This is a genomic window from Leucobacter sp. OLIS6, assembly GCF_002752355.1.
Lineage (GTDB): Bacteria > Actinomycetota > Actinomycetes > Actinomycetales > Microbacteriaceae > Leucobacter.
In genome coordinates, this window is sequence record NZ_MRAV01000009.1 from 1 (window position 1) to 24,058 (window position 24,058).

Here is a 24,058-nt window from a genome sequence, read left to right on the forward strand (position 1 = left end):
CAGTTGCACCGCCGCCATCCCCGGCCCCCGGCACCGCCCGACCCGCGACTACAGCACGCTGCGGATGAAGCCGCGGGTGCGCTCGTGTTCGGGCTCGTCGATCACCCGCGCGGGCGGCCCGCTCTCGACCACGACGCCGCCGTCCATGAACACGACCTCGTCGGCGACCTCACGGGCGAAGCCGATCTCGTGGGTCACGACCACCATGGTCATGCCCTCGGCCGCGAGCTCCTTCATCACGTCGAGCACGTCGCCGACGAGCTCGGGATCGAGCGCCGAGGTCGGCTCGTCGAACAGCATGAGCTTCGGTTTCATGGCGAGCGCCCGGGCGATGGCGACGCGCTGCTGCTGCCCGCCGGAGAGCTGCGACGGATAGTGGTCGGCCCACGCGTCGAGGCCGACGCGGCGCAGCAGCTCCCGCGCGTTCGCGATCGCCTCTTCCTTGCCGCGCCGCGAGACGACCATTGGCGCCTCGATGATGTTCTCGAGCGCGGTCTTGTGCGGGAACAGGTTGAAGCGCTGGAACACCATCCCGATGGATCGGCGCTGGCGCGCGACCTCGCGGGGGTGCATCTCGCGCAGGTGGTCCCCCGCTTCGCGATAGCCGACGATCTCGCCGTCGACGGTGATGCGTCCGCCGTCGATCGATTCGAGGTGGTTGATGCAGCGCAGCAGCGTGGATTTGCCCGAGCCGGACGGCCCGAGCAGCACGGTCACCTGCCCCGCGTGCACGTCCATGGAGATGCCCTTCAGCACCTCGAGCGGGCCGAAGTGCTTGCGCACTCCGCGCAGTTGCACGAGTGCCTGATCGCTGAGCTCAGCCATTGCTCCGCGCTCCCTTCTTCCTGCCGCCCTGCAGCTGCACGGCGATCGCCCCGGTGAACTCCTTCGCCTTCTGCAGCGGGGTGGCCGGCGCGTTGCGCTCGACTCCCCTGCCGAAGTGGCGCTCCAGGTAGTACTGCGGGACCGACAGCAGCGAGACGATGAGCAGGTACCAGAGACTCACGACGATGAGCAGCTCCACCTGTTTGAGGTTCTGCGCCGATATCTGCGTCGCCCGGGTGTAGACCTCCATGACCGCGATGAGCGACAGCAGCGAGGTGTTCTTGACCATCGAGATGAGCTCGTTGCCGAGCGGCGGGATGATCACGCGCATCGCCTGCGGGAGCAGGATCCGCACGAAGGTCGCGAGCGGGCTCATGCCGAGCGATGCGGCGGCTTCGCTCTGGCCGGAGTCGACGGACAGCATGCCGGAGCGGACGATCTCGGCCGAGTAGGCCGCCTCGTTGAGCGTGAGCGCGATGATGCCCGCGACGAGCGGGGTGAGCAGCGTGTTGGTGTCCTGCTGCCAGAAGACCACGTCGGTGAACGGGATCCCGATCGAGATCTTCTCGAAGATGAGGCCGAAGTAGCCCCAGATCACGATCTGCACGAGCAGCGGCGTGCCGCGGAACAGCCAGACGTAGAAGGACGAGAACACGACCATGACCGGGTTTCCCGAGAGCCGCATCGCAGCGAGCACGACGGCGAGCACGGTCGAGATCAGCATCGAGACGGCGGTGATGACCAGCGTGAGGCCGACGCCGAGCACGATGTCCTGTTTGAAGAGGTACGTGCCGACGACCGAGTAGTCGATGTTCTTGTTGGTCGCGAGCGCCTGGGTGAACCAAGCGGCGAAGAGGACCAGGACGATCGCCCAGATCCAGCGGCCGGGCCGCCGGAGCGGCAGGGCTTCGATGTCGAAGCTCCTGTCGCGCTCCGGGGCCGTCGTTGCGGTGGTGCTCATTGCTCGGCTCAGCCTTCCGCGCCGGCGCCGTTGACGATGGCCTGGTCGACGGCGAGGTGGCCCAGGTGCTGCTTTTCGAGGATCTTCTGGTAGACGCCCTCGTCGATGATCGCCTGCATGGCGAGGCGCAGCGCCTCGGTCAGCTCGGTGTTGCTCTTGAGGGTGCCGATGCCGGTGTAGACGGGGCTGAAGCCCGCCGGGTTCTCGGGGTCGGCGACGCCCTCGAAGTCCTTGCCGTCGCCGGCGGTCGCGACCGTGTAGGCGGCGACGGGCGCGTCGGTCACGTAGGCATCGACCCGGCCGGCCTTGAGCGCGGTCTGGGGATCCTGCGCGGTGGGGAGTTCCTGCACCTCGATGCCGGACTTGCCCTTCGCGGTGCACTCGGTGACGAGGTCGCGCAGGATCTGCCCCTGCGTCGCCGACTTCTGCACGGCGACCTTGTGCCCGCACAGGTCGAGCAGCGTGCCGATCTTCGCGGGGTTGCCCTTCTTCACGACGATCGTGAAGCCGGCGTGCAGTTCCTCGACGAAATTGAGGGTCTTCTCGCGCTCGACGGTGTCGTTCATGCCGGACATGATGATGTCGAACTTCTTGGCCTGCAGGGACGGGATCACGGTCTCGAACGCCTGGTGCGAGATCTGGATCTTCACACCGAGCTTCTCGCCGAGCGCCTGCGCGAGGTCGGGATCCAGCCCGACCTGCTGGTCGTTCTCGATCATGATGAACGGCGGGTACGGGATCCCGGCGGCTGCGCGGATGACTCCCGACTTCCGGATCGATTCGGGCAGCGCCTTCGCGGCGGCCTGGTCGACGCCGGAGGTGAGCTTCTCGGTCTTCGCCGCATCGGCGGGCGCCTCGCTCGCCGAGCAGGCGCTGAGGCCGAGCATCGCTGCTGCGGCCGCTGCGGCGGCGATGACGGTCATGGTCTTCTTCATGGTGGTTCCTCTTCCTCGGGGAATCGTTGCGTGATGAATATCGGAGGGGGTCAGGCCCAGGCTCCGGGCCCGCCCGAGAGGTGCGGGGCCAGGAACTCGGCGTAGCTCTGCCGGCGCACGGCCAGGCGCGCGTCGCCGTCCCGGCAGAGCACGACCGCGGGCTTGAGGGCGCCGTTGTAGTTGTTCGAGAGGGTGTAGCCGTAGGCGCCGGTCGCGGCGAGCACCACGGTGTCTCCGGCCTCGGGCCCGGCGAGGCGGGCGGCATCCACCAGCAGGTCGCCCGACTCGCACTGCCGGCCGACGAGCTGCGCGGTCGTGTCGGGCTCCCGGTCGGCGCGTTCGGCGATGACGGGCGTGAACTTCGTCGCGGTCAGCGCGGCGTTCATCTGGTCGGCGAGCCCGCCGTCGACCGCGACGAAGGTCGCGGCCGTGCGCTTCACATTGTTGACCCGGTACACGGTGACGCCGGCGCGGGCGACGAGCGAGCGTCCGGGCTCGATCAGGATCCGGCTCTCCGCCGGCAGCAGGCGGCGCGCGACTTCGATGAGCGTATCGAGGTAGGCATCGATCGAGGGGGCTTCCTGCCCGTCGTGATACTCCGCGCCGAGTCCCCCGCCGAGGTTGTAGATCTCGAACTCGCCGATCCCTGCGATGGCTTCGACGGCCCGCGCGAACGGTTCCAGGTCGAGGATCTGCGAACCGATGTGCAGGTGCACGCCCCGGACGCGGATCGTGGGGTGATCGCGCAGCCGCTCGATGAGCGCCTGCGCCTGCGGGATCGGCAGGCCGAACTTGGACTTCGTGCCGCCCGTCGAGACTGAGCGGTGCGTGCGAGGATCCACCCCGGGGATCACGCGCACGAGCACGTCCTGCGGTCGGTCCAGCAGCCCGTCGAGGCGTTCGATGTCGGCCTCGCCGTCGACGACGATCAGACCGATACCCGCCTCGAGCGCGAGCCGCAGCTCCTCGTCGCTCTTGGCGTTGCCGTGCAGGTGGATGAGTTTCGGGTCGACGCCCGCCTCGAGCGCGAGCAGCAGTTCTCCCGCACCGGCGACGTCGATGCCGAGCCCCTCGGCCTCGGCGATCCCGTAGGCCGCGAGCACCGGCAGCGATTTGGAGGCGAAGGTGACCTGGCTGTTCGGCCAGCGTGCGGCGAGGCCATCGCGATACTCCCGCATGCGCTCGCGCAGCCCCTGCTCGTCGATCACGTAGAGCGGGGTGCCGTGCTCGTCGGCCAGCTCGGGGACGGAGCATCCGCCGATCTCCAGCGTTCCGTCGACGCGGACCTCCGAGTACTTCGGGAAGATCCTCGCCATCCGCCGGTCGTAGAAACCACTCACGCCCCACACTCCTTCGTTTTCGGTGACGGTATGAATGTAGGAGCACGAAACCGCGGCTCGATCATCGGATTCGCTAAAGTACGAACATGGAATCATCGATTTCGAGCATCATCGCGACATCGCCGTTCTCGAGCGGGCTGCCGCTCTCCGAGCTGCTCGCGCAGCTCGGTCCCACGACGCTGCGACCGGTCGCCCAGGCCGATTCCACCGAACGCGAAGCAGCACCGCCCGTGCAAGGCGTTGCGTTCCTCGATGCCGACGCCGTCGCACAGCAGTCCGCCGGGCAGCTGCTCCTGCTCACCTCGCACGCGATGCTGCCCGACGAACGCATCGAGGAGCTCTGCACCGCCGCCTCCGCTTCGCGCGCGAGCGGGATCGTGGCGCGCACGATCCCCGCCGATGCGCCGCTCGCCGCCTCGTGCGCACGCCACGCGATCCCGCTCTTCGAACTCCACCCGCAGGTCGACTGGCGCCAGTTCGATGCGCTCGTGAGCCGCCTGCTCGGCGAGCACGGATCGGGCCTGCAGCTCGGCCCGACCTCGGGCGACAAGCTCTTCTCGCTCGCCAACTCCATCGCCGGAGTGTTCCGCGGCTCGGTGGCGATCGAGGATCACCGGCGCAACATCCTCGCCTACTCGGCGATGCCCGACCAGGCGATCGACGATCTGCGGGCCAACGGGATCCTCTACCGCCGGGTGCCCGACAAGTCGATCAACGAGGTGCGCTACCGCCAGATGTTCGCCGCGCAGGGCGTCGCGCGATTCCCCCGCAGCGATACCGAGGCACCGCGAGCGGCGATCGCGATCCGGGCGGGCAGCATCCCGCTCGGATCCATCTGGGCGATCGACCCCGATGGCGAGGACCCCTCCCTCCCGCTTTCGCCGGCGAAGCAGGAGGTGCTCGAGCAGGGCGCCCTGCTCGCAGCCGACTACCTCGTCGACGCCTGGCGCTTCGACCACGGCGACTCCCGCTCACGCGAGGCCGCGCTGCGGCGAGCGCTGCACGGCGCTCCGCAGGAGAACGATCCGACGGTGCTCGGCTTCAGGCCGACCCAGCAGGTGATCCTCGCGGCGCTGCTGCCCGGCGGCGATCGTTCCAGCGATGCCGAGCTCGGCGAGATCCGGACCGGGGCCGCACGGCACCTCTCGGTGTATTTCCCCGGCAGCGTGTGCGTCGCGCTCGACGGCGTCGTGGTGGCGCTCGTACCGAGCGGATCGCCCGAGGAGGTGGGGCGTTCGTTCGCGCGGTTGCTGCCCGAGCTCCGACGGTTGACGGGAGCCGAGTGCCGGGTCGGCCTCGACGAGCCGCGCCGGTTCCGGCGTTCCCTCGCCGGGCGTCACGAGCGCGCACGGTTGGTGGCGGAGTGCGCCCGGGAGCGGGGGCTCGAGGTCGCGACCACGCGCGAGGTGCAGGCGCAGCTCGTGCTGCACGAGTGCGGCACGGCGCTGCGCGGTGCCCGGCTCTCGACGGAGGACGCCGACGCGCTGCTCGAACCCGATGCGGCCGACGCGCGCACGACGCTGCTGGCCTGGCTCGAGGAGCAGGGCAGCGCGCCGCGGGTCGCCGCGCGACTGAACCTGCACGAGCAGACGGTGCGCTATCGGGTGCGGCAGGCCGTCGCCCGGTACGGGCTCGACCTCGACGACGCCGACCGCATGCTCGCGCTCTGGGTGCAGTTGCGCACTTCGGCGACGGACCGCCGGGGATAGGCTTCCCCCATGGCCGCATCAGACACGGAATCCGCCGACCCGAGCGCGGCGGAGGCACGGACCGAGGCGGGCTCGCCCGCAGCGAGCGCGGCCGCAAAAACGGGCGCGGTGGTCGGCACGACGGCCGGCATCGCGACCCTCTTCCTGCTGCTGCGCCTGCTCGCGGTCTCGGAGTGGAACTGGGGCACGGCCGGCGCCGTCGCCGATTCCTTCGATTTCGGCGACGCGCTGCCCATCGCGTTCGGCACGCTGTTCGCGCGTCCGGAGCTGACTGGCGCACTCATCGCGCTCCTGCTCCCGCTCGCGCTGCTGCACGTGCTGTGGCCCATCGGCGGCCGCGTCGGGCCCCCGAGCCTCGCCCGGGTGCTCGCGGCGGTAGCGCTCGTCACGATCGCCTATGTGTGGATCCGCACCTTCCACTCCTGGTGGGTGGGGATCGGCGCACTCGCCCTCGGCGGGATCCTGGTCGCCGCTCGGCTCATCTGGACTCGCGGCGTCGGGCACCGGATCATCGCCGGCATCATGCGGAGCGTCGGCGGAATCGCAGTGATCGGCGTGCTGCTGCTCGCCGTCCTGGTCGACACCCCGTGGGTGTCGAAGGAGCGGCTCGAGACCGGCGGCGGCCCGCTCGAGGGGTGGGTGCTCGAGGTGCAGCCGGGGTTCCTCAAGGTGCTCACCGAGCAGCGCGAGGTCGAGATCCTGCCGATCGCCGACGTGACCTCGCGCCGGATCATCGAGGAGTAGGCGATCCGGAACGCGTTCAGCGCGCGGCCATGCGGATCGCGCCGTCGAGCCGGATCGTCTCGCCGTTGATCATGGGGTTCTCGACGATCTGGGTGACGAGCAGCGCGAACTCCTCGGGCCGTCCGAGCCGGGCGGGGTGCGGCACCTGGGCGCCGAGCGAGGCGCGCACCTCCTCGGGCAGGCCGGCCAGCAGCGGCGTCTCGAAGACGCCCGGTGCGATCGACACGACCCGGATCCGATGTTCGGCGAGCTCGCGCGCGATCGGCAGGGTCATGCCGACGATCGCGGCCTTCGACGCCGCGTACGCCGCCTGCCCGATCTGCCCTTCGAAGGCGGCGACGGAGGCCGTGTTGACGATGACCCCGCGCTCCTCGCCGTCCGCGAGATCCTGCTCGCGCATCCGCTCGGCAGCGAGCCGCAGCACGTTGAACGTGCCGACCAGGTTGATGTCGACGACCCTTCGGAAGAGGTCGAGCGGGAACGGGCCCGAGCGGCCGACGACCTTGGCGGCGTCAGCGACGCCCGCGCAGTTGACGACGAACCGGAGTGCGCCGAGCCCGGCCGCGGCGTCGACCGCCGCGCGCACCTGATCCTCGTCGCGCACGTCTGCGGGGACGAAGCGCACGCGCCCCTCGTGCTCCGCGGCGAGCCGCTCCCCCGCGGGACCGGGCAGGTCGACCACCAGGACCCGGGCGCCCTGTGCGAGCAGCCGCTGCGTCGTCGCGAGGCCGAGCCCCGATGCCCCTCCGGTGACGATCGCCACCCCGTTCTCGATCCGCATGACGCTTCCTCCCCCGGATTCTCGGCCTGTTCGGAGCGTACCCCGGGAGCCTGCGCGCCGACAGGTCGGGTCGCGCTCACTGGGCATTCGCCCGAAGAACATCTGATGATGTGCAGGGTGACCTAAGATGAATGCGTGAATCTCGATCCGCTGCCCTCCGATGAGTTCATCTTCATCGACCCCAACTACCTCGACTGCGTACTCGGGGCGAGCGGCAGCGACGATCTCGACGGCCTCCGCGCATGGTGCGCGGCGCTGCCCGAGAACAGCTACGGGCACATCTTCATCGAAGCCGAGCCGGCCGAGCTCGCGGAGCCCGTCACGGCACCGCGCGGCGTCGGCATCACCCGGATCTCCCCCGCCGCTGCACGCGGCACGGCGCTCACCGGCGCCGTCGACGCCTGGCTCGACGAGTGGCTGCGCGGCGACCCGATGAGCGGCCGCCACTTCCTCATGTGGACCGGCGCACGCGACCTGCCGAACGTTCGCGAGTACTGGAACCGGATCGAGGCCGAACTGGCCGAGGTCTGGGCCTCGGCAGCAGAACGGCGACCGACGCTGTGAAGCGCCGGTCGCCGTTCCGATGGTTCGCGCGGCCCGAGGCCGCGCGGTGCCGCTGGGGCACCGATCAGGATCAGTCCGCGTAGTGCGAGAAGAGGAACCAACGATCCTTGTCGAGCTCCTGGGCCACCGCGATCGCGATGTCCTGGCTCACGGGATCGATGTCGTCGAGGCCCTTGACCGCCGCGTAGACCGTGGCGATGACGGCGTCGAGCTGCGCCACGACCGCGCGGACCGTGTCGGCCGACTGCTGGAAGCCTGCGCTCAGCTCGGGAGTCGTCGTCTGCGCGGCGACCGAACCGATGCGGGCGTCGACCGGCAGGCCGAGGGCGACGATCCGCTCGGCGACGGTGTCGGCACCGTCCTGCGCATGGGCGACGACCTGGTCGAGGAACTCGTGCACGCCGATGAAGTTCGCCCCGCGCACGTGCCAGTGGGCCTGCTTGCCGTTGACGGCGAGCGCCACGAGATCGCGCACGACCGGGCCGAGGTATCGCTCGACGCCCGCCGCGCGATCGAGGTCGCCCTTGGCGACGGTGACGGTGGGGTTCTGGGTGGAGGTCATGAAATCGGGGTCCTTTCCTTCTCCGAGTGCACGGGCCGGGATTCCAGGGGTTCGGATCCGTCCGTTGCCCACCACGCTACTCAGATTTCGCGCCGCCACAAGCAAGGAAAGGCTTGCCTGATCAGGACCGGACAGGCGCCCGAACGACGGAGGAACCGTGTCAGAACCACGTGCTGAGGCGCTCGAAGCCGTGCGCAATCGTCGCTCGCACTCGAGCGTCACCGAGGAAGCTCCCAGCTCCGCGGAGCTCGCCGAACTGGTGGCCGCGCTGTCGAGCGTCGCCGATCACTCGGGGCTGCGCCCCTGGCGCCTGATCGAGCTCCGGGGCGACGACCGGGACGTCATCGCGACGGGTCTCGCCGCGGCCGATGGCGGTGACGAGAAGGCTCGCGAGAAGTACGCGAAGAAGGCGAGGCGAGCCCCGCTGGTGCTCGCGATCGTCGTGAAGCCGCGACCGAGCGGGAAGGTGCCCGTGTGGGAGCAGGAGGCCGTCGCCTCGGGCGTCGCGCACCTGCTGTCGCTGCTGCTGCACGAGGCCGGCTGGGGCGTGATCTGGCGCACCGGCACACTCACCCGCACCGAGCCCGTGCACCGCGCCCACCAGCTCGCACCCGACGAGTACCTGCTCGGCTGGCTCTACATCGGCGGGATCCCCGAGAAGGACCGGAAGCAGAAGCCGCGCAAACCGCTGCGGGTCGACGAGGTGCTGGGCACCCTCGACTGACCGGTCGGATCCCGGCTTCAGCACCCGGCTTTAGTGCCCGGCTTCGACGACCGCGCAGGACCAGATGCCGATCAGCGCGATCCCTGCGAGAGCGAGCATGCCGCCGGCGAGGCCGCGAAGCCTCCGGGGGCCCGGCGGCGAGGCGAGGCGGATCACGATCATGATCGCGTAGACCAGAGCGATGGTGATCGCGATCACCGTCGCGAGCCCCCGGGATCTTCCGCTTCCGCCGAAGATCAGCAGGCCGAAGGGCACCAGCGCGAGCAGCAGGAACAGCCCGCCCATGACGAGCCAGATGCGCCCGCTCGACGTTCGCAGGGCCGGCTGGTTCGCCATCCGCGTTGGATCCGGTTCCGGACCGACGGACGGCTCCGCTCCCCGATCTTGCGCGGGATCACCCGCGCCGCCCGGTCCGTTCATCGTCTCCCCCTCAAACGGTCTGCCCCGGATGCGGACCCTCGCCGATCTCCTCGACGAGCTTCGCGCAGAACGCGGGCAGGTCGTCGGGGGTGCGGCTCGACACCAGACCCTGATCGACCACGACCTCCTCGTCCACCCAGTTGGCTCCGGCGTTCTGGAGGTCGGTGCGCAGACTCGGATAGCTCGTGAGCGTGCGCCCGTCGACCACGCCCGCCTCGATCAGGATCCAGGCCCCGTGGCAGATGACGCCGACCGGCTTGTGCTGCTCGAAGAAGGCGCGCGCGAAGTCGCGCGCGGCGGCGTCCATGCGGAGCTGGTCCGCGTTCTGCACTCCACCGGGCAGGACCAGCGCGTCGAAGCCGTCGACCGAGGCACCGTTGACACCGAGATCCACCCGCTGCTCATGCCCCTTCGCTCCGGTGATCGACCCGCTCTTCGGCGACACGAGACGCGCGTCCGCGCCCGCCTCAACGACCGCGTCCCACGGTGCGGTCAGCTCGCTGTCCTCGAAGCCGTCCGTCGCCAGGAATGCCACGTTCGTCCCCTGGATATCCGTCATCTGTTCGTTCCTTCCGCTCCGTTTCCGATCACCTACCGGTCCAGATTCCCAGCCCGTCACGCGGGCTTCCAGGGGGTGTCAACCCGATGCCGAGCGTGATACGCGGGTCGAGCGGCCAGAATTCTGCTCAGAGCAGAACCCCGCACTCCGCGCGCCCGCCGCGGTTAGCCTCCAGGCATGAGCAACGACGCACCTGAGACCCGCGACCGCCCCGCACCGCTGCCGCTCTGGCGCCACATGCTCGGCGAGGAGTTGAGGCGGCTCCGGCACGAGCGCGGCGAGACCCTGGGCGAGACCGCGAAGCACGCCGGCGTCTCGCCCCAGTACCTCTCCGAGATGGAGCGCGGCGTCAAGGATCCGTCGAGCGAGATGATCGCGGCGGTGGCCGGCGCCCTCGACGCGACGCTCATCGACCTCGCGCGATCGGTCGCCGAGAACCTGAGCGGCGACGCGAACCTGCGCGCGGCCGAGGCGGCACCGGCCGGACCCTCCGTCCGAGCCGCATTCGCGCTCGCGGCCTGAGGCCCCTTCCGACGGCCCAGCGCCCCAGCTGCCGGTTGAGCGAGCGGAGCGAGTCGAAACCCCACCGTCTCCTTCACCGCCGCGCGATCACCTCGTCGACGAGTCCGTAGTCGCGCGCCTCGGCCGCCGTGAACACGCGGTCGTGATCCGTGTCGGTGCGCAGCCGCTCGACCGGCTGTCCGGTGTGCTCGGCGAGCACCGCCTCGAGCTCCGCGCGGATCCGCACCGCCTCGTCGGCCTGCAGGATCAGGTCCGGGATCGTGCCGCGACGCCCCTGATTCGCGGGCTGGTGCAGCACCACGCGTGCGTGCGGCAGCGCCAGCCGCTTCCCCGGGGCGCCGGATGCGAGCAGCACCGCGCCGACGCCGATCGCCTGCCCGACGCAGATCGTGGTGACGTCGGATCGCAGGTACTGCACGGTGTCGGCGATCGCGAGCATGGCGCTGGGATCACCGCCCTCGCAATTGATCGTGAGCTGAATATCGGTGCCGGGGCTCGACGAGTCGAGATACAGCAGCTGCGCGATGATCGCGTTCGCGACGCCCGAGTCGATCGGGGTTCCCAGATAGATGATCCGCTCGGTCAGCAGGTGCGAGTAGACGTCCATGATCCGGTCGCCGCGCGGGCTCTCGGAGACCACGCTCGGGATCGTGTAGCTGCCGCTCATCGCGCGACCTCCGCCCCGATCGGTGCGCCGAAGCCCAGGCCCGCGGCCCCCGCGCCGCGGGGCATGATCTCGCCGAAGCTCTCGACGATGCCGTCGATGAATCCGTAGTCGCGGGCCTCCTCGGCGGAGTACCAGTGGTCGTGCAGCGAGTCTTCGAAGATCCGCTCGACCGGCTGCCCGGTGTCCTCGCTCGTGAGCCGCAGCAGGGTGTCGCGCGTGTGGCGCAGGTCGCCGGCCTGCAGCTCGACCTCGACGGTGGATCCGCCGATCCCCGCCGATCCCTGGTGCATGAGGATCCGCGCGTGCGGCAGCGCCCACCGCTTGCCCTTCGTGCCCGAGGTGAGCAGGAACTGGCCCGCGCTGTAGGCGATGCCGAGCGCGAGGGTCGAGACGTCGTTCGGTACGAGCCGCATGATGTCGCGGATCGCGAGCATGGCCGGAACGGACCCGCCCGGCGAATGGATCCAGAGGGCCATGTCGGCGACGGGGTCGGCGGCCGACAGCGCCGCGATCTGCGTCGCGAGGAGCATGCCGTTGTCATCGTCGAGGGCGCCGTCGAGCACCAGGATCCGGCGCTCGAACAGTTCGCGCCGGAACGGCTCGGTGAACACGGGTGGTTTCGGTGATTCGCTCATGCCGCCAGCCTGCTCCGGACGGGCCGCCGGCGGGGCGGATCCTGCTCACGGCAGCGCTGCCGAGAGCGGCGTCCCCGCGTCAGCGCCGATTCAGATGGCGGATCCGCGATCGGCTCGCGACGAACAGCAGCGCCCCGATCGCGAGCAGTCCCGCCGCGAACAGCCAGACGATGCCGCGCTGCTGCGTCATGAGCAGGACGCAGGAGGCGATGCCGAGGATTGGCACGACCGTCCACACCCGGAAGTGCGGGTGCTCGACGCGATCCCGGCGGAGCACCAGCACCGACACGTTCGCGCTCAGGAACACGATCAGCAGGAGCAGCACGACGGTCTCGGCGAGCGTCGCGAGGTCGCCCACCAGCGTGAGCAGCGCAGCGGCGATCGTGGTCACGAGGATCGCGACCCAGGGCGTGCGGCGCTTCGGCAGCACCCGCGAGAGCGCAGGGGGCAGGAGGCCCTGCTCCGCCATGCCGTAGGCCAGGCGGCTCGCCATGATCATCGTGAGCAGCGCGCCGTTCGCCACCGCGACGAGGGCGATCAGGCTGAAGACGACGGGCGGGATCCCCACCCCCGATGCCCGCACGACGTCGAGCAGGGGCCCGCTCGAGTCCGCGAGGCGTTCGGGCGGGACCGCGGTCGCGCTCGCGAGACCGATGAGCACGTAGACGGCGCCCGCGGTGAGCAGCGCGCCGAACAGCGCGCGCGGGTAGGTACGCGTCGGACGCTGGACCTCCTCGATGACGTTCGCCGACGTCTCGAAGCCGACGAACGAGTAGAACGCGATGATCGAACCGGCGAGCACCGCGCCCGCGACCCCAGCGCCGGGCGGCGCCTGGAGCACCCGCGACGGGTCCCCGCCGCCACCGGCGAGCAGGATCGCGACCACGCCGATCACGATCACCAGCCCGCTCAGCTCGACCGCGGTCATCACGAGGTTCGCGGTGAGCGATTCCTTGATGCCGCGCGCGTTCAGCGCCGCGAGGATCGCCAGGAAGACGACGGCGACGACCCCCACCGGCAGGTCTACGAAGGTGCCGAGATAGTCGCCGGCGAAGGCGATCGCGAGCCCGGCCGCGCTCGTCACCCCGGCGGCCAGCATGCTGAAGCCGACGAGGAACGAGACGACCGGGCTGCGGAAGGCGCGCTCCGCGAACACCGCGGCTCCGCCCGCTCGGGGGTACTTCGTGACGAGCTCGGCGTACGACCCCGCTGTCAGCAGGGCAAGCAGCAGCGCCAGCAGCAGCGGCGCCCACAGCAGCCCGCCCACCTTGCCGGCGAGCACTCCCATCAACGCGTACACGCCCGCGCCGAGCACGTCGCCGAGGATGAAGGCGAACAGCAGCGGACCCGTGATCGCCCGTCTCAGCCGGGTCGGTTCCTCGGGGGTGGCGGACGGAGCCTCCGCATCGTTCGTGCGCGTCATCGCGCCAGGATCGCAGGCGCCCAGCCTGCGGCACCAGGGCTTGACACCGGCACCCGGGCTTGACAACGGCCCCGCGGCGCACCGCGCCGGCTCGCGCGCCGTCGGGCAGCCGCCCCTGCAGATGTGCGCCGCCTGGGACCTCGCGGCCCGCAGCGGTATCGCGGTTCCCGTTCCGGAGCCCTCGCCATAGGCTGGCGATACCGCCACCCCGACACCCGACGGACCGGAGGAACCCGCATGCCGACCATCGCAGACACCATCGTCGCCACGCTGAAGGACGCGGGCGTGCAGCGCGTCTACGGCCTTCCCGGCGACTCGCTCAACGGCTTCACAGACGCGCTGCGCCGCGACGGCACGGTCGCCTGGCAGCACGTGCGGCACGAAGAAGCCGCCGCATTCGCAGCGGCCGCAGAGGCCGCGCTCACGGGCGAGCTCACGGTGTGCGCCGGAAGCTGCGGGCCGGGCAACACCCACCTGATCAACGGCCTCTACGACGCCAATCGCAGCCGCGTGCCGGTCCTCGCGATCGCGGCGCAGATCCCGGGGCCCGAGATCGGCAGCGAGTACTTCCAGGAGACCCACCCGCAGGACCTGTTCCGCGAGGCCTCCGTCTACACCGAGCTCGTGAGCATCCCCGAGCAGCTCCCCCACGTGCTCGAGATCGCGATGCGCGCCGCCGTCGAGCGGCGCGGCGTGGCCGTCGTGGTGATCCCCGGAGAGATCTTCCTGAAGGACGCGAGGGATGCCCGGCGCTCCGCACCCATCGCCCAGGCGCGGCGCATCGTCCGCCCCGCCGACGACGAGCTGCAGCGCGCCGCCGAGCTGCTCGACGACGCCAAGCGGGTGACGATCCTCGGCGGAGCGGGCGTCGAGGGCGCGCACACCGAGCTCATCGCGCTCGCGGAACGACTGCAGGCTCCGATCGTTCACGCCCTGCGCGGCAAGGAGTTCATCGAGTACGACAACCCGTACGACGTCGGCATGACGGGCCTCATCGGTTTCGCCTCGGGCTACCGCGCCATCGAGAACTCCGACGTCCTCCTCATGCTCGGCACCGATTTCCCCTACCGGCAGTTCTACCCGTCGAAGGCGAAGATCATCCAGGTCGACATCCGCGGCGAGCACCTCGGACGCCGCACCCCCATCGATCTCGGGCTCGTGGGCAGCGTGCGCGACACCGTGCGGGCGCTGCTTCCGCTGCTGCGCGAGCGGAAGGACTCGAAGCACCTCGATGCGGCGACCGCCCACTACGCCAAGTCGCGCAAGGGACTCGACGAGCTCGCCACGAACGACCGCAACCGCACCCCGATCCATCCGCAGTACGTCGCGAAGCTCGTCAGCGAGCTCGCGAGCGACGATGCCGTGTTCATCCCCGATGTCGGATCACCGACCGTGTGGGCGGCGCGCTATCTCGAGATGAACGGGCGGCGCCGACTGATCGGCTCGTTCAACCACGGCACGATGGCGAACGCGCTGCCGCACTCGATCGGCGCGCAGTCGGCGTTCCCCGATCGCCAGGTCGTCGCCCTCGCGGGCGACGGCGGACTCGCGATGCTGCTCGGTGAGCTGCTCACCGTGCGGCAGCTGCACCTGCCGGTGAAGATCGTCGTGTTCAACAACTCCTCGCTGAACTTCGTGGAGCTCGAGATGAAGGCCGCAGGTTTCGTCACCTACGGCACGGGGCTCGACAACCCCGACTTCGCGGAGGTCGCCCGGGCGGTGGGGTTCCATGGTCGCCGCGTCGAACGACCCGACGAGCTCGGGGACGCCCTCGCCGAGGCGTTCGCGCACGACGGCCCCGCGCTCGTCGATGTCGTCACCGCACGCCAGGAGCTCTCGATCCCGCCGACCATCAGCGCGGCCCAGGCGAAGGGCTTCACGCTCTACGCGCTGCGCACGATCCTGTCGGGACGCGGCGAGGAACTCATGGACCTGGCCGACACGAACCTGTTCCGCCGACTGTTCGACTGAGCGGGGCTACTCCAGCAGCTCGGAGAGCTCCAGCCAGCGCTCCTCGCGCTCGGCGGCCTCGGACTCGAGGGCGCTCAGCTCGTCGCCGATCGCGCCGAGCCCCGCGTAATCGCTCTGGTCGTGCGCGGCCATGCGCGCGTGCACCGCGGCGACCTCGCTTTCGATCTTCGCGAGTCGGCGCTCGATCGACTGCAGCTCCTTCTCGGCGGTGCGACGCTCCGCGCCCGCGAGCGCGGGCGTCGCGGGGGCCATGGGCGTCGCGGATCCCGCGGTCGACGCCGTGCCGGATCCGGTCGTCGCAGCGGGCGCGGATCCCGGCCCCGCCCCCGCGGCCTCCGCGGCGCGCAGCTTGAGGTATTCGTCGACGCCGCCGGGCAGGTGCCGCAGGCGTCCGTGCAGCACCGCGTACTGCTGGTCGGTGACGCGCTCCAGGAAGTAGCGGTCGTGCGACACCACGATGAGCGTGCCCGGCCACGAGTCGAGCAGATCCTCGAGCGCGGCGAGCATGTCGGTGTCGAGGTCGTTGGTCGGCTCGTCGAGGATCAGCACGTTCGGCTGGCCGAGCAGGATCAGGAGCAGCTGCAGACGGCGCTGCTGCCCGCCCGACAGGTCCTTCACCTGCGTTGAGAGCTGCGCGTTCGTGAAGCCCATGCGCTCGAGCATCTGGCCGGGCGTGAGGTCCTGTGCCTTCGAACCGCTGCCCACCGTGAAGCTCGTGCGCAGGCCGTCGATCACGACGCGCACCGGGTCGTTCCAGTGCTCCTCGAGCTCGTCGATCCGCTGGGTCAGCATGGCGACCTGCACGGTCTTGCCGCGCTTCACCGTGCCCGAGGTCGGCTGGAGTGTGCCGTCGATGAGCCCCAGCAGCGTCGACTTGCCGGCGCCGTTACGGCCCAGGATCCCGGTGCGCTCGCCGGGGGCGAGCCGCCACTCGACCTCGTGCAGCACCTCGCGCTCGGTCCCCGTCTCGGCGTCGCCGAAGCTGACCGAGGCGTCGAGCAGGTTCACGACCTCCTTGCCGAGACGCGCGACCGCCATCGACTGCAGCGAGACGCGGTCGCGGATCTCGGGCACATCGGCGATGAGCTCGTTCGCCGCGTCGATGCGGAACTTCGGCTTCGAGGTGCGGGCCGGCGCGCCGCGGCGCAACCACGCGAGCTCCTTGCGGGCGAGGTTCTGCCGCTTCTGTTCGACCACGGCCGCCTGCCGATCGCGCTCCACGCGCTGCAGGATGTACGCGGCGTAACCGCCTTCGAAGGGTTCGACGATGCGGTCGTGCACCTCCCACGTGGTGTTGCAGACCTCGTCGAGGAACCAGCGGTCGTGCGTGACGACCATGAGCGCTCCCTGGTTCGCCGGCCAGCGGCGCTTCAGGTGCCCGGCGAGCCACGCGATGGCCTCGACGTCGAGGTGGTTGGTGGGCTCGTCGAGCGCGAGGATGTCCCAGTCGCTCGCGAGCAGGCGCGCGAGCGCGACACGACGCTGCTGCCCGCCCGACAGGTCGGCGACGAGGCCGTCCCACGGCAGATCGCCGACGAGACCCGCGATGACGTCGCGCACCCGGGCGACACCGGCCCACTCATGCTCGGGCGCCTCGCCGACGATCGCGTGGCCGACGGTCTCGCCCTCGGGGAACGAGTCCGACTGCTCCAGCACGCCGATGCGGGTGCCGCCGCGCGAGGTCACCTGCCCCGAATCGGGCTCGCGGCGACCCGCGAGCATCATCAGCAGGCTCGACTTGCCGTCGCCGTTGCGACCGACGATGCCGATGCGGTCGCCTTCGGCGACGCCGATCGTGACGGAGTCGAAGATGATTCGGGCCGGAACCTCGAGGTGCAGGGCCTCGGCCCCCAGAAGATGCGCCATAACCAGGCAAGTCTACGCGGCGCCGCCTGGGCGGCCGCGCCTATGATGAGCGCATGGCTCGATGGGTCGCGCTGCTGCGCGGAGTGAACGTCAACGGCATCACCGTGCGCAGCGCCGAGCTGGCGGAGCTGTTCCGCGAGCTCGGCTTCGCCGAGGTGCGCACCGTGCTCGCGTCGGGCAACGTCTGCTTCGATACCGAGGATCCGGCCGATGCCGCGGCCGGCGGCGCTCAGGCTACCGAACTGAAGTCGCGGATCGAGCGCGCGCTGGGTGAACGCTTCGGCTACGACGCCTGGATCGTGCTGGTACCGCTGGACCGTCTCGCCGGCATCATCGACGCGTATCCCTTCGCGCAGGACGCCGAGCACCACGCGTACGTCGTGTTCGGCGCGGACGAGGACGCGATCCGCGCGGTGCTCGCGGATGCGCCAGAGGTCGCTCCCGACGCCGCGGAGCAGTTCGCACCGGGCGACGGGGTCGTCTACTGGCGATGCCCGCGAGGCTCGAGCACCGATACACCGTTCTCGAAGCACCTCGCCCGGGCCCGTTTCAAGACCTCCACGACGACCCGCAACCTCAACACGCTGCGCAAGCTGGGCTGAGCCGAGGCGTTTCCCGCGTCATCCTGCGCGAGCTTGCGAGTCGCAGGATCCTGCGACTCCTCCGTCGCGCAGGATGACGACGGACCGCCTCACCCGTCGAGCGCGCGCATCCAGACCCGCAGCAGCGCGATCATCTGCGCCCGCTGCTCGGGATCGAGCCCCTCGAGCAGGCGGGCCTCGTTGCGCACGTGCGCGGCGAACGCCTCGTCGATCGCGGCGACGCCCGCCGCGGTCAGTCCGACGACGCGCCCGCGGCCGTCCCGGTCGCTGGAACGCCGCTGCACGTAGCCCAGCGCTTCGAGCCGGTCGAGCCGCTTGCTCACGGCCCCCGTGGTGACCATCGTGTGCGCGGCGAGTTCGCCGGGCGCGAGCTCGTAGGGCGCGCCGGTGCGCCGCAGCGTCGCGAGCACGTCGAACTCCCCCTCGCCGAGCCCGTACTCGCGGTAGAGCGCGACGAGTTCGTCGCGCAGGCGTTCGGCGATCCGGTGCAGACGACCGATTACGCCCACGGGCGATACGTCGAGGTCGGGGCGCTCGACGGACCACTGGGCGAGGATCTCATCGACGCGATCGGGCTCCGGTGCGGTCATATGCTCGATTGTAGCTTCCCAGGAAGCTACAATCGCTTCCATGGAAGCAATCAAACGCGGATCGAACGCGAAGTGGATCGCACTGACGGCACTCGCCCCGATCGCCTGGGGCGCGAACTACCCCGTCATGCACCACTTCCTCCCGGCCGACGCACCGCTCTGGGGCGCGGCCCTCCGCGCACTGCCGGCCGGGATCCTCCTCTTCCTGTTCGTCCGCCGCCTCCCCACCGGCTCCTGGTGGTGGCGCGCTCCCGTGCTCGGGCTCATCAACTTCAGCGTGTTCTTCGTCCTCGTCTACGTCGCAGCGCAGCTGCTCCCCTCCTCCGTCGCCGCGTCGATCATGGCGGGCTCGCCGTTCGTGCTCGGCCTCCTCGGCTGGGCGATGCTCGGCAAACGCATGAACCTTCCGACGATGATCGGTGCGGTCTGCGGCATCGTCGGCGTGATCCTCATCGTCGGGCTCTCGACGGCGCGCATCGACGGGTGGGGCGTCGCCGCGTCCATCGCCGCGCTGCTCGTCTTCTCCCTCGGCTCGATCCTCACCCAGCGGTGGCGCGACGACACACCGGTGCTCGACCTCACCGCCTGGCAGCTGCTGTTCGGCGGCATCGTGCTGGTGGTCATCGCCGCCTGCGTGGAGGGCACCCCGCCCCAGCTCGATCCGAGCGGGATCGCCGCGATCCTGTTCGTCTCGCTCATCTCCACGGCGGCCGCCTACCTCTGCCTGTTCACCGGCCTCGCGCACCTCTCGCCCGGGGTCGTCGGCCTCGTCGGGCTCCTGAACCCCGTGACCGGCGTACTGCTCGGCACGATGGTCGCCGGGGAGACCCTGGCGCCCGCGCAGATGCTCGGGATCGCTCTCGTGCTCACCGGGATCCTGGTCGGCCAGTGGACCCCGCGCGGGTCCCGCGCGCTCCGCTGCGCACCCGGCGCCGCCTAAGCTGGAGCGACACCCGATCAGAGGAGCCGGCACCGATGACCCGACGACCCGGCGGTCCCCGCCAGCGGAGCATCACGCGCACCTTCGAGCGGGCGGCTCCGCCCGTACGGGTCGCGCTCGGCGCCCTGGCGCTCGCCGCGGGTGTGACGCTCGCGTTCACCGATCTCGACATCTTCGCGTTCACGCGCATCGCCGGGATCGCCCTGGTCGCCCTCGGCCTCGGCCTCATCGCGCTCGAAGCCGGCGCCAGCGCGTCCGCCACGCCGCGCGAACGCCGCGGCCCCTGGCGCTGGCTCGCGCCGGTCGCGCTCATCCTCACCGGCGCCGTCATCGCGATCCGGAGCGACTTCGGAGCCCCCGTCCTCGCCGCGCTGATCGGTATCGGCCTCATGGTCTACGGCGTGCTCTCCTCGATGCAGTCGTTCCGCACGCACGAGTCCCGGCGCCTCGCCGGGCTCCTGTCGGCGGGCGCCAGCATCATCATCGGCTTCGTGAGCCTCACCTGGCCGGTGCTCACCCTCGACTTCATCCGCATCGGTACGGCCGTCTGGCTCGCCTTCGTCGGCTTGCGCCTCCTGTTCGAGTCCCTGATCCGACGATGGGCGCGCCGCGCGGGCATCACGTGGAGCCCGAAGCTCCGGGTCCGGCACACCCTGGCCGCCGGCGGTGCGCTCGCGCTCGCGGTGCTGCTCGCCATCGGCAGCGGCTGGCTGCTCCGCAGCGACAACCGGCCGGCCCCCGGCAACTTCTACGCCTCGCCCGCGAACCTCCCGGGCGAGCCCGGCGAACTGCTGCGATCGGAGCCGCTCACGGCCGGCGTGCCGAAAGGCGCGCGGGCCTGGAGGATCCTCTACACGAGCACGAGCGGCGACGGTTCGCCGACCGTGTCCAGCGGCACCGTGCTCGCACCGCTGCACCCCGCATCGGGCGAGGCTCCCCTGCTGAGCATCTCGCACGGCACCACCGGCGTCTCGCGCCCCTGCGCGCCCTCGCTCAGCGCGACGCCCTTCGCCGACGGCGCGGCGACCTCGCTCACCGAGATGATCGTCGAGCACGGCTGGGTGGGTGTCACGTCCGACTACACCGGGCTCGGCACCGAGGGCCAGGAGGCCTACCTCATCGGCGAGGACGAGGCGCGCAACGTGCTCGACGCCTCCCGCGCGGCTCGTCAGCTCTCGGAGCTGCACCTCAGCCACCGCACCGTCGTGTGGGGGCACTCGCAGGGCGGGCACGGCGCGCTCTGGACGGCGAAGATCGCCGCGAAGTACGCGCCCGACCTGACCGTCGTCGGCACCGCGGCCATGGCTCCGGCGAGCGACCTCTACGGGCTCGCCGAAGTCGACAAGAGCAATGCGGGAGGCAAGGTCATCTCCGCCTACATCGCAGCCTCCTGGGACACGCACTACCCCGAGCTGAACCTGCGCGCCCACCTCACCCCGGGCTCGGCGCCCGGCGTCGACCGCATCTCGCAGCTCTGCTTCAACGACCAGGACGCGATCGCCGCGATCCTGCGGGGCACGCAGATTCCCAACCAGGTGTTCCCCGACAAGCTCCTCGCGGGCGAGCTCGGAACGCTGCTGCGCGAGAACTCGCCGAAGGGCCCGTTCGACTCGCCCCTGCTCGTCGCGCAGGGACTCGCCGACCCGCTCGTGCTCCCCCAGCTGCAGCGCAGTTGGGTGGGTGACCAGTGCGCGGCGGGCGTCCCGCTCGACTTCCGTACCTATCCCGGGCTCGGCCACATGGAGCTCGTCGGCCCGAAGTCGCCGCTCACCCCGCAGCTCGTGCAGTGGACGCTCGACCGCTGGAACGGGAAGCAGGCGCCGAACAACTGCGGGTCGCTGCCGGCGGGCTGATCCGTTTCGTCGGCCTGCGCGACGGACGAGTCGCAGGATCTCGTCCGGATCCTGCGACTCCTGCGTCGCGCAGGATGACCGGAGGGGTGACGACTCACCCGGCGGACCCCGGTCGCCTCAGGCGAACTGCGCGAGCCGCTCCTGCAGGCGCTGCTTCGCCTCGCTCACGGTGCGCCGTACGACCTCGCCCGCGCTGGGGATGTCGTGGATCAGGCCCTGCACCTGGCCCACGGTCCAGATCCCGGCCTCGATGTCTCCCTGCTCGAACACCTTCCGACCCCTCGCTCCCGCGACGAGCGGCTGCACGTCGGGGAACTGTCCGCCGTCGTTGAGGATCCGCACGACCTCATCGCTCACGGAGTTCTTCGCGACGCGCGCCGTGTTGCGCAGGGTGCGGAAGATGAGGTTGGTGTCGAGCTCGCTCGCCGCGACGATCCGTTCCTTGACGGCCTGCGCGATCGGCGACTCGACCGTACACATGAAGCGCGATCCCATGTTGACGCCGTCGGCGCCGAGCGCGAGTGCCGCAGCGAGTCCGCGTCCGTCGGCGAAGCCGCCCGAGGCGATGAACGGGATCTCGAGCGCGTCGGCAGCGGCGGGGATCAGCACGAGCCCGGGAACGTCGTCCTCGCCGGGGTGCCCCGCGCACTCGAAGCCGTCGATCGACACGGCCGCGACGCCGAGGCTCTGCGCCTTCAGCGCGTGCCGCACGCTTGTGCACTTGTGGATCACCTTGATGCCCGCGTCCGTGAACTGCTGCATGTGCGGCTCGGGGCTCGAACCCGCGGTCTCGACGATCTTCACGCCCGCGTCGATGATCGCCTGCCGGTACTCGTCGTAGGGCGGCGGAGCGATCGAGGGGAGGATCGTGAGGTTCACGCCGATCGGCTTGTCGGTGAGGGCGCGCGCCCGCTCGACCTCCTTGACGAGGTCGGCCGGCGTCGGCTGCGTCAGCGCGGTGATGATGCCGAGGCCGCCCGCCTCGGAGACAGCGGCGGCGAGCTCGGCGCGGCCCACCCACATCATCCCGCCCTGCACGACCGGGTACTCGATCCCGAGTGCCTCGGTGAACCGGGTGGAGAGGCGGGGGCGAGCGTCGGTCGCCACGGGGCTGCGGTCTGCGTTGTCCGTCATGGCTGACATCCTGGCGCGGTGGGCTCGGCCGGGGTCGTGTTCTGCGGCTTTTCTGTCGCAGGTGCACGAAGAATCCGGGCGCAGCGCCCGTCGCCGCTGGCGGGTTCCGCCGGTCGCGGGTGGCCCACGCGGTCAGCATCCTGATCCGCCCCGCCCGCTCCGCCGAGTGAGCAGTTGTACACGTTATGCGGCTTCATAACGTGTACAACTGCTCACTCGACGGGTAGGCAGCGGCGCAGATGCGCGCGCCCGCTTCCGTCCCCGCGCGCCGGGTCAGCGCCCGGCGCGCGGCTTCCGCAGGATCACCCAGGCGCCCAGCCCGACGACGAGCACCGCCGCGCCGCCGACCCCGGCTCCGATCCAGAGCCCGTTGCCGGCGCCCTTCGTCTCGGCGAGCCGCTCACCGCCCGCGGGTTCCGAAGCCGCAGACCCAGCCCCGGCGGGCGCGGCCTTGCCGCAGTGCGGCGTCTTCGAACCCGCGCCAGGCGCGGCCTCACTCGTGTAGGTGAAGGTGAACCGGTCGGCGACGGGGTGCCCGTCGGACGACACGACCCGCCACTCGACCTCGTACTTGCCGGTCGGGCCGAGCTTCACCGGGGTGGTGACCTGCGTGGCCGACAGCGTCGGGCACGAGGTCTCGTAGTACTTCCCGTCGGGGCCGATCACCTGCACGAGATTGCCCTCTTCGAGCCCCAGCGGCGAGTTGTTGAACTGCAGTACGACGGAGTCCACCGCACCCGTCGTCGTGTCGGGGGCGGGGGTCGCGTTCATGAGCGAGTCGTGCGCGAACGCCGCCGGCGCCGCGAACGGGACCGCGACGAGCGCCAGAGCGGCTCCGGCGAACGCGGCGCGGATCCCGTGCGCTCTCCCGCGGTCGATTCCCGGCCCATTCTCCCGACGCCGGATCACGCCTGCGGCTTCCGCGAGCGGGCGAACGCCAGCGCGGCGAGCAGCGCCCCGCCGGCTGCGAGCACGATCGCGCCGATGCTCAGACCGAGCGACACCGCGCCGGAATCGTTCCCGCCGTCCGACGAACTCTCAGCGGCCTCCCCGTGGTGCGCGTCAGCCTTCGCCGTCACCCCGGCGTGGTGGTCGCCCGCGGGCGGCGCGTCGTTGATCCAGAGCACGGGCGCAGGTTCGAGGGTGTCGTTCTTCGCGACCTCCTCGGGCGTCGCCTTCCACTCGACGACCTTGCCGTCGCTGTAGGTCTGGGTGACGGGGATCACGACGTGTCCGGTGTCGGGCACGGGTCCGATCGAGAGCGTGAAGGTCTGCACCTGGCCGGGCAGGATCCCCGATCCATCGGCGGTCATGGTGACCTCGGTCGGCGCTTCCTCGACGGTGTTCCCCATGACCTTGACCGGCTTCGGCAGCTTCTGCTGGGCGACCGCCGTCTTCCAGCCCGGGGTCGGCTGGTACGAGACGTGGGTGAAGGGGGTGTCCTTCGGCAGGTGCACCTCGAGCTTGGTGGTGCTCGCGGTGTCGGACTCGGTGGGGACGCGGAACGTGACGTAGCTCCAGCCGCCGGCCTCGACCTGGCCGGGATCGACCGTGACGTGCGCGGACGCCGCCATGGGGGCGGCGATCGCGAGCGTCGCACCGAGGCCGAGGGCCGCGATGGATCCGAGCAGGCGCTTCTTCGTGCGGGCGGCGGGGGTGGTGGGCGTGATGTGAGTGTTCATGAGCTTGCTGACTTTCGGTGTGCGCGCACGCCCGGCGCGAGGCCGGTGC

Annotated in this window: 25 protein-coding genes; 9 read left to right on the forward strand and 16 right to left on the reverse strand. The window is 70.7% G+C overall.

The annotated features are described in order from the left end of the window. Positions 1-48: 48 nt before the first annotated feature. The 4 genes from BMH31_RS04935 to lysA are packed head-to-tail and all read right to left on the reverse strand — an operon-like array spanning position 49 to position 4,061. Positions 49-825: an amino acid ABC transporter ATP-binding protein gene (locus BMH31_RS04935; RefSeq protein ID WP_099747368.1), complete on the reverse strand. Its 777-nt coding sequence runs from the start codon at positions 823-825 to the stop codon at positions 49-51. Beyond that, the gene (locus BMH31_RS04940; protein WP_099723802.1) at positions 818-1,786 is read right to left on the reverse strand and encodes an amino acid ABC transporter permease; all 969 of its coding nucleotides are present in this window, start codon (positions 1,784-1,786) and stop codon (positions 818-820) included. Before BMH31_RS04940 ends, BMH31_RS04935 begins: the two co-directional genes overlap by 8 nt. 8 nt (positions 1,787-1,794) lie before the next feature. Then, positions 1,795-2,721 carry an ABC transporter substrate-binding protein gene (locus BMH31_RS04945; protein ID WP_099723801.1) on the reverse strand — a complete coding sequence of 309 codons (927 nt, stop codon included), beginning with the start codon at positions 2,719-2,721 and terminating at the stop codon, positions 1,795-1,797. A gap of 50 nt (positions 2,722-2,771) precedes the next feature. Then, positions 2,772-4,061, reverse strand: coding sequence for a diaminopimelate decarboxylase (gene lysA / locus BMH31_RS04950; protein WP_241898141.1), 1,290 nt, complete (start codon positions 4,059-4,061; stop codon positions 2,772-2,774). Between the two features lie 86 nt (positions 4,062-4,147). Between lysA and BMH31_RS04955 the strand changes: the two genes are divergently transcribed. Beyond that, positions 4,148-5,770, forward strand: a complete 1,623-nt coding sequence (locus tag BMH31_RS04955) for a helix-turn-helix domain-containing protein (RefSeq protein ID WP_099723799.1) — start codon at positions 4,148-4,150, stop codon at positions 5,768-5,770. Between the two features lie 9 nt (positions 5,771-5,779). Further along, on the forward strand, positions 5,780-6,514 hold the full coding sequence (locus BMH31_RS04960) for a hypothetical protein (protein WP_099723798.1): 735 nt from the start codon (positions 5,780-5,782) through the stop codon (positions 6,512-6,514). A gap of 16 nt (positions 6,515-6,530) precedes the next feature. Here the strand turns inward: BMH31_RS04960 and BMH31_RS04965 are convergent, their stop codons facing one another. Beyond that, on the reverse strand, positions 6,531-7,295 hold the full coding sequence (locus BMH31_RS04965; RefSeq protein ID WP_099723797.1) for an SDR family NAD(P)-dependent oxidoreductase: 765 nt from the start codon (positions 7,293-7,295) through the stop codon (positions 6,531-6,533). A gap of 135 nt (positions 7,296-7,430) precedes the next feature. On the opposite strand from BMH31_RS04965, the gene BMH31_RS04970 reads away from it, so the two are divergent. Further along, positions 7,431-7,859, forward strand: coding sequence for a hypothetical protein (locus BMH31_RS04970; protein WP_099723796.1), 429 nt, complete (start codon positions 7,431-7,433; stop codon positions 7,857-7,859). Positions 7,860-7,929: 70 nt separating this feature from the next. Here BMH31_RS04970 and BMH31_RS04975 read toward each other — a convergent pair whose 3' ends face one another. Beyond that, positions 7,930-8,421, reverse strand: coding sequence for a DNA starvation/stationary phase protection protein (locus BMH31_RS04975; protein WP_099723795.1), 492 nt, complete (start codon positions 8,419-8,421; stop codon positions 7,930-7,932). Between the two features lie 157 nt (positions 8,422-8,578). Between BMH31_RS04975 and BMH31_RS04980 the strand changes: the two genes are divergently transcribed. Then, positions 8,579-9,145 carry a nitroreductase family protein gene (locus BMH31_RS04980; RefSeq protein WP_099723794.1) on the forward strand — a complete coding sequence of 189 codons (567 nt, stop codon included), beginning with the start codon at positions 8,579-8,581 and terminating at the stop codon, positions 9,143-9,145. Positions 9,146-9,175: 30 nt separating this feature from the next. Here the strand turns inward: BMH31_RS04980 and BMH31_RS04985 are convergent, their stop codons facing one another. Both BMH31_RS04985 and BMH31_RS04990 read right to left on the reverse strand, forming a co-directional pair. After that, positions 9,176-9,481: a hypothetical protein gene (locus tag BMH31_RS04985; RefSeq protein WP_099723793.1), complete on the reverse strand. Its 306-nt coding sequence runs from the start codon at positions 9,479-9,481 to the stop codon at positions 9,176-9,178. A gap of 94 nt (positions 9,482-9,575) precedes the next feature. Further along, a complete protein-coding gene (locus tag BMH31_RS04990; protein WP_099723792.1) occupies positions 9,576-10,124 on the reverse strand; it encodes a type 1 glutamine amidotransferase domain-containing protein in 549 nt (182 codons plus the stop codon). A 177-nt stretch (positions 10,125-10,301) separates the two neighbouring features. Here BMH31_RS04990 and BMH31_RS04995 point away from each other — a divergent pair, with 177 nt between their 5' ends. Next, the gene (locus BMH31_RS04995) at positions 10,302-10,646 is read left to right on the forward strand and encodes a helix-turn-helix transcriptional regulator (protein WP_099723791.1); all 345 of its coding nucleotides are present in this window, start codon (positions 10,302-10,304) and stop codon (positions 10,644-10,646) included. A 73-nt stretch (positions 10,647-10,719) separates the two neighbouring features. Here the strand turns inward: BMH31_RS04995 and BMH31_RS05000 are convergent, their stop codons facing one another. From BMH31_RS05000 to BMH31_RS05010, 3 genes are all read right to left on the reverse strand, one after another. Further along, entirely contained in the window at positions 10,720-11,313 is a 594-nt protein-coding gene (locus BMH31_RS05000) for an ATP-dependent Clp protease proteolytic subunit (RefSeq protein WP_099723790.1), read from the reverse strand. Further along, on the reverse strand, positions 11,310-11,948 hold the full coding sequence (locus BMH31_RS05005; protein ID WP_099723789.1) for an ATP-dependent Clp protease proteolytic subunit: 639 nt from the start codon (positions 11,946-11,948) through the stop codon (positions 11,310-11,312). Before BMH31_RS05005 ends, BMH31_RS05000 begins: the two co-directional genes overlap by 4 nt. Before the next feature lie 79 nt (positions 11,949-12,027). Then, positions 12,028-13,371: an APC family permease gene (locus tag BMH31_RS05010; RefSeq protein ID WP_099723788.1), complete on the reverse strand. Its 1,344-nt coding sequence runs from the start codon at positions 13,369-13,371 to the stop codon at positions 12,028-12,030. A 237-nt stretch (positions 13,372-13,608) separates the two neighbouring features. Here BMH31_RS05010 and poxB point away from each other — a divergent pair, with 237 nt between their 5' ends. Continuing rightward, positions 13,609-15,342: a ubiquinone-dependent pyruvate dehydrogenase gene (gene poxB / locus BMH31_RS05015; RefSeq protein WP_099723787.1), complete on the forward strand. Its 1,734-nt coding sequence runs from the start codon at positions 13,609-13,611 to the stop codon at positions 15,340-15,342. A gap of 6 nt (positions 15,343-15,348) precedes the next feature. Here poxB and BMH31_RS05020 read toward each other — a convergent pair whose 3' ends face one another. Next, positions 15,349-17,208 carry an ABC-F family ATP-binding cassette domain-containing protein gene (locus BMH31_RS05020; RefSeq protein ID WP_099723786.1) on the reverse strand — a complete coding sequence of 620 codons (1,860 nt, stop codon included), beginning with the start codon at positions 17,206-17,208 and terminating at the stop codon, positions 15,349-15,351. Between the two features lie 53 nt (positions 17,209-17,261). Here BMH31_RS05020 and BMH31_RS05025 point away from each other — a divergent pair, with 53 nt between their 5' ends. Beyond that, the gene (locus BMH31_RS05025) at positions 17,262-17,810 is read left to right on the forward strand and encodes a DUF1697 domain-containing protein (RefSeq protein ID WP_099723785.1); all 549 of its coding nucleotides are present in this window, start codon (positions 17,262-17,264) and stop codon (positions 17,808-17,810) included. 89 nt (positions 17,811-17,899) lie between these two features. Here the strand turns inward: BMH31_RS05025 and BMH31_RS05030 are convergent, their stop codons facing one another. Next, complete coding sequence (locus BMH31_RS05030; protein WP_099723784.1) at positions 17,900-18,400, reverse strand: MarR family transcriptional regulator; 501 nt, start codon at positions 18,398-18,400, stop codon at positions 17,900-17,902. A 40-nt stretch (positions 18,401-18,440) separates the two neighbouring features. Between BMH31_RS05030 and BMH31_RS05035 the strand changes: the two genes are divergently transcribed. Together BMH31_RS05035 and BMH31_RS05040 are read left to right on the forward strand one after the other, a co-directional pair. After that, a complete protein-coding gene (locus BMH31_RS05035) occupies positions 18,441-19,340 on the forward strand; it encodes a DMT family transporter (RefSeq protein ID WP_241898142.1) in 900 nt (299 codons plus the stop codon). A 35-nt stretch (positions 19,341-19,375) separates the two neighbouring features. Next, positions 19,376-21,193 (forward strand): lipase family protein, encoded by a 1,818-nt coding sequence (locus tag BMH31_RS05040; protein WP_099723783.1) that lies wholly within the window; start codon positions 19,376-19,378, stop codon positions 21,191-21,193. Positions 21,194-21,310: 117 nt separating this feature from the next. On the opposite strand, the gene BMH31_RS05045 is transcribed toward BMH31_RS05040, so the two are convergent. The 3 genes from BMH31_RS05045 to BMH31_RS05055 form a co-directional block, all read right to left on the reverse strand. Next, the gene (locus BMH31_RS05045; RefSeq protein WP_099723782.1) at positions 21,311-22,327 is read right to left on the reverse strand and encodes a nitronate monooxygenase family protein; all 1,017 of its coding nucleotides are present in this window, start codon (positions 22,325-22,327) and stop codon (positions 21,311-21,313) included. A gap of 273 nt (positions 22,328-22,600) precedes the next feature. Further along, positions 22,601-23,236 carry a copper resistance CopC family protein gene (locus tag BMH31_RS05050; RefSeq protein WP_099723781.1) on the reverse strand — a complete coding sequence of 212 codons (636 nt, stop codon included), beginning with the start codon at positions 23,234-23,236 and terminating at the stop codon, positions 22,601-22,603. Beyond that, positions 23,233-24,009: a YcnI family protein gene (locus BMH31_RS05055; protein WP_099723780.1), complete on the reverse strand. Its 777-nt coding sequence runs from the start codon at positions 24,007-24,009 to the stop codon at positions 23,233-23,235. The genes BMH31_RS05050 and BMH31_RS05055 overlap by 4 nt, the downstream gene beginning before the upstream one ends. Positions 24,010-24,058 lie beyond the last annotated feature (49 nt).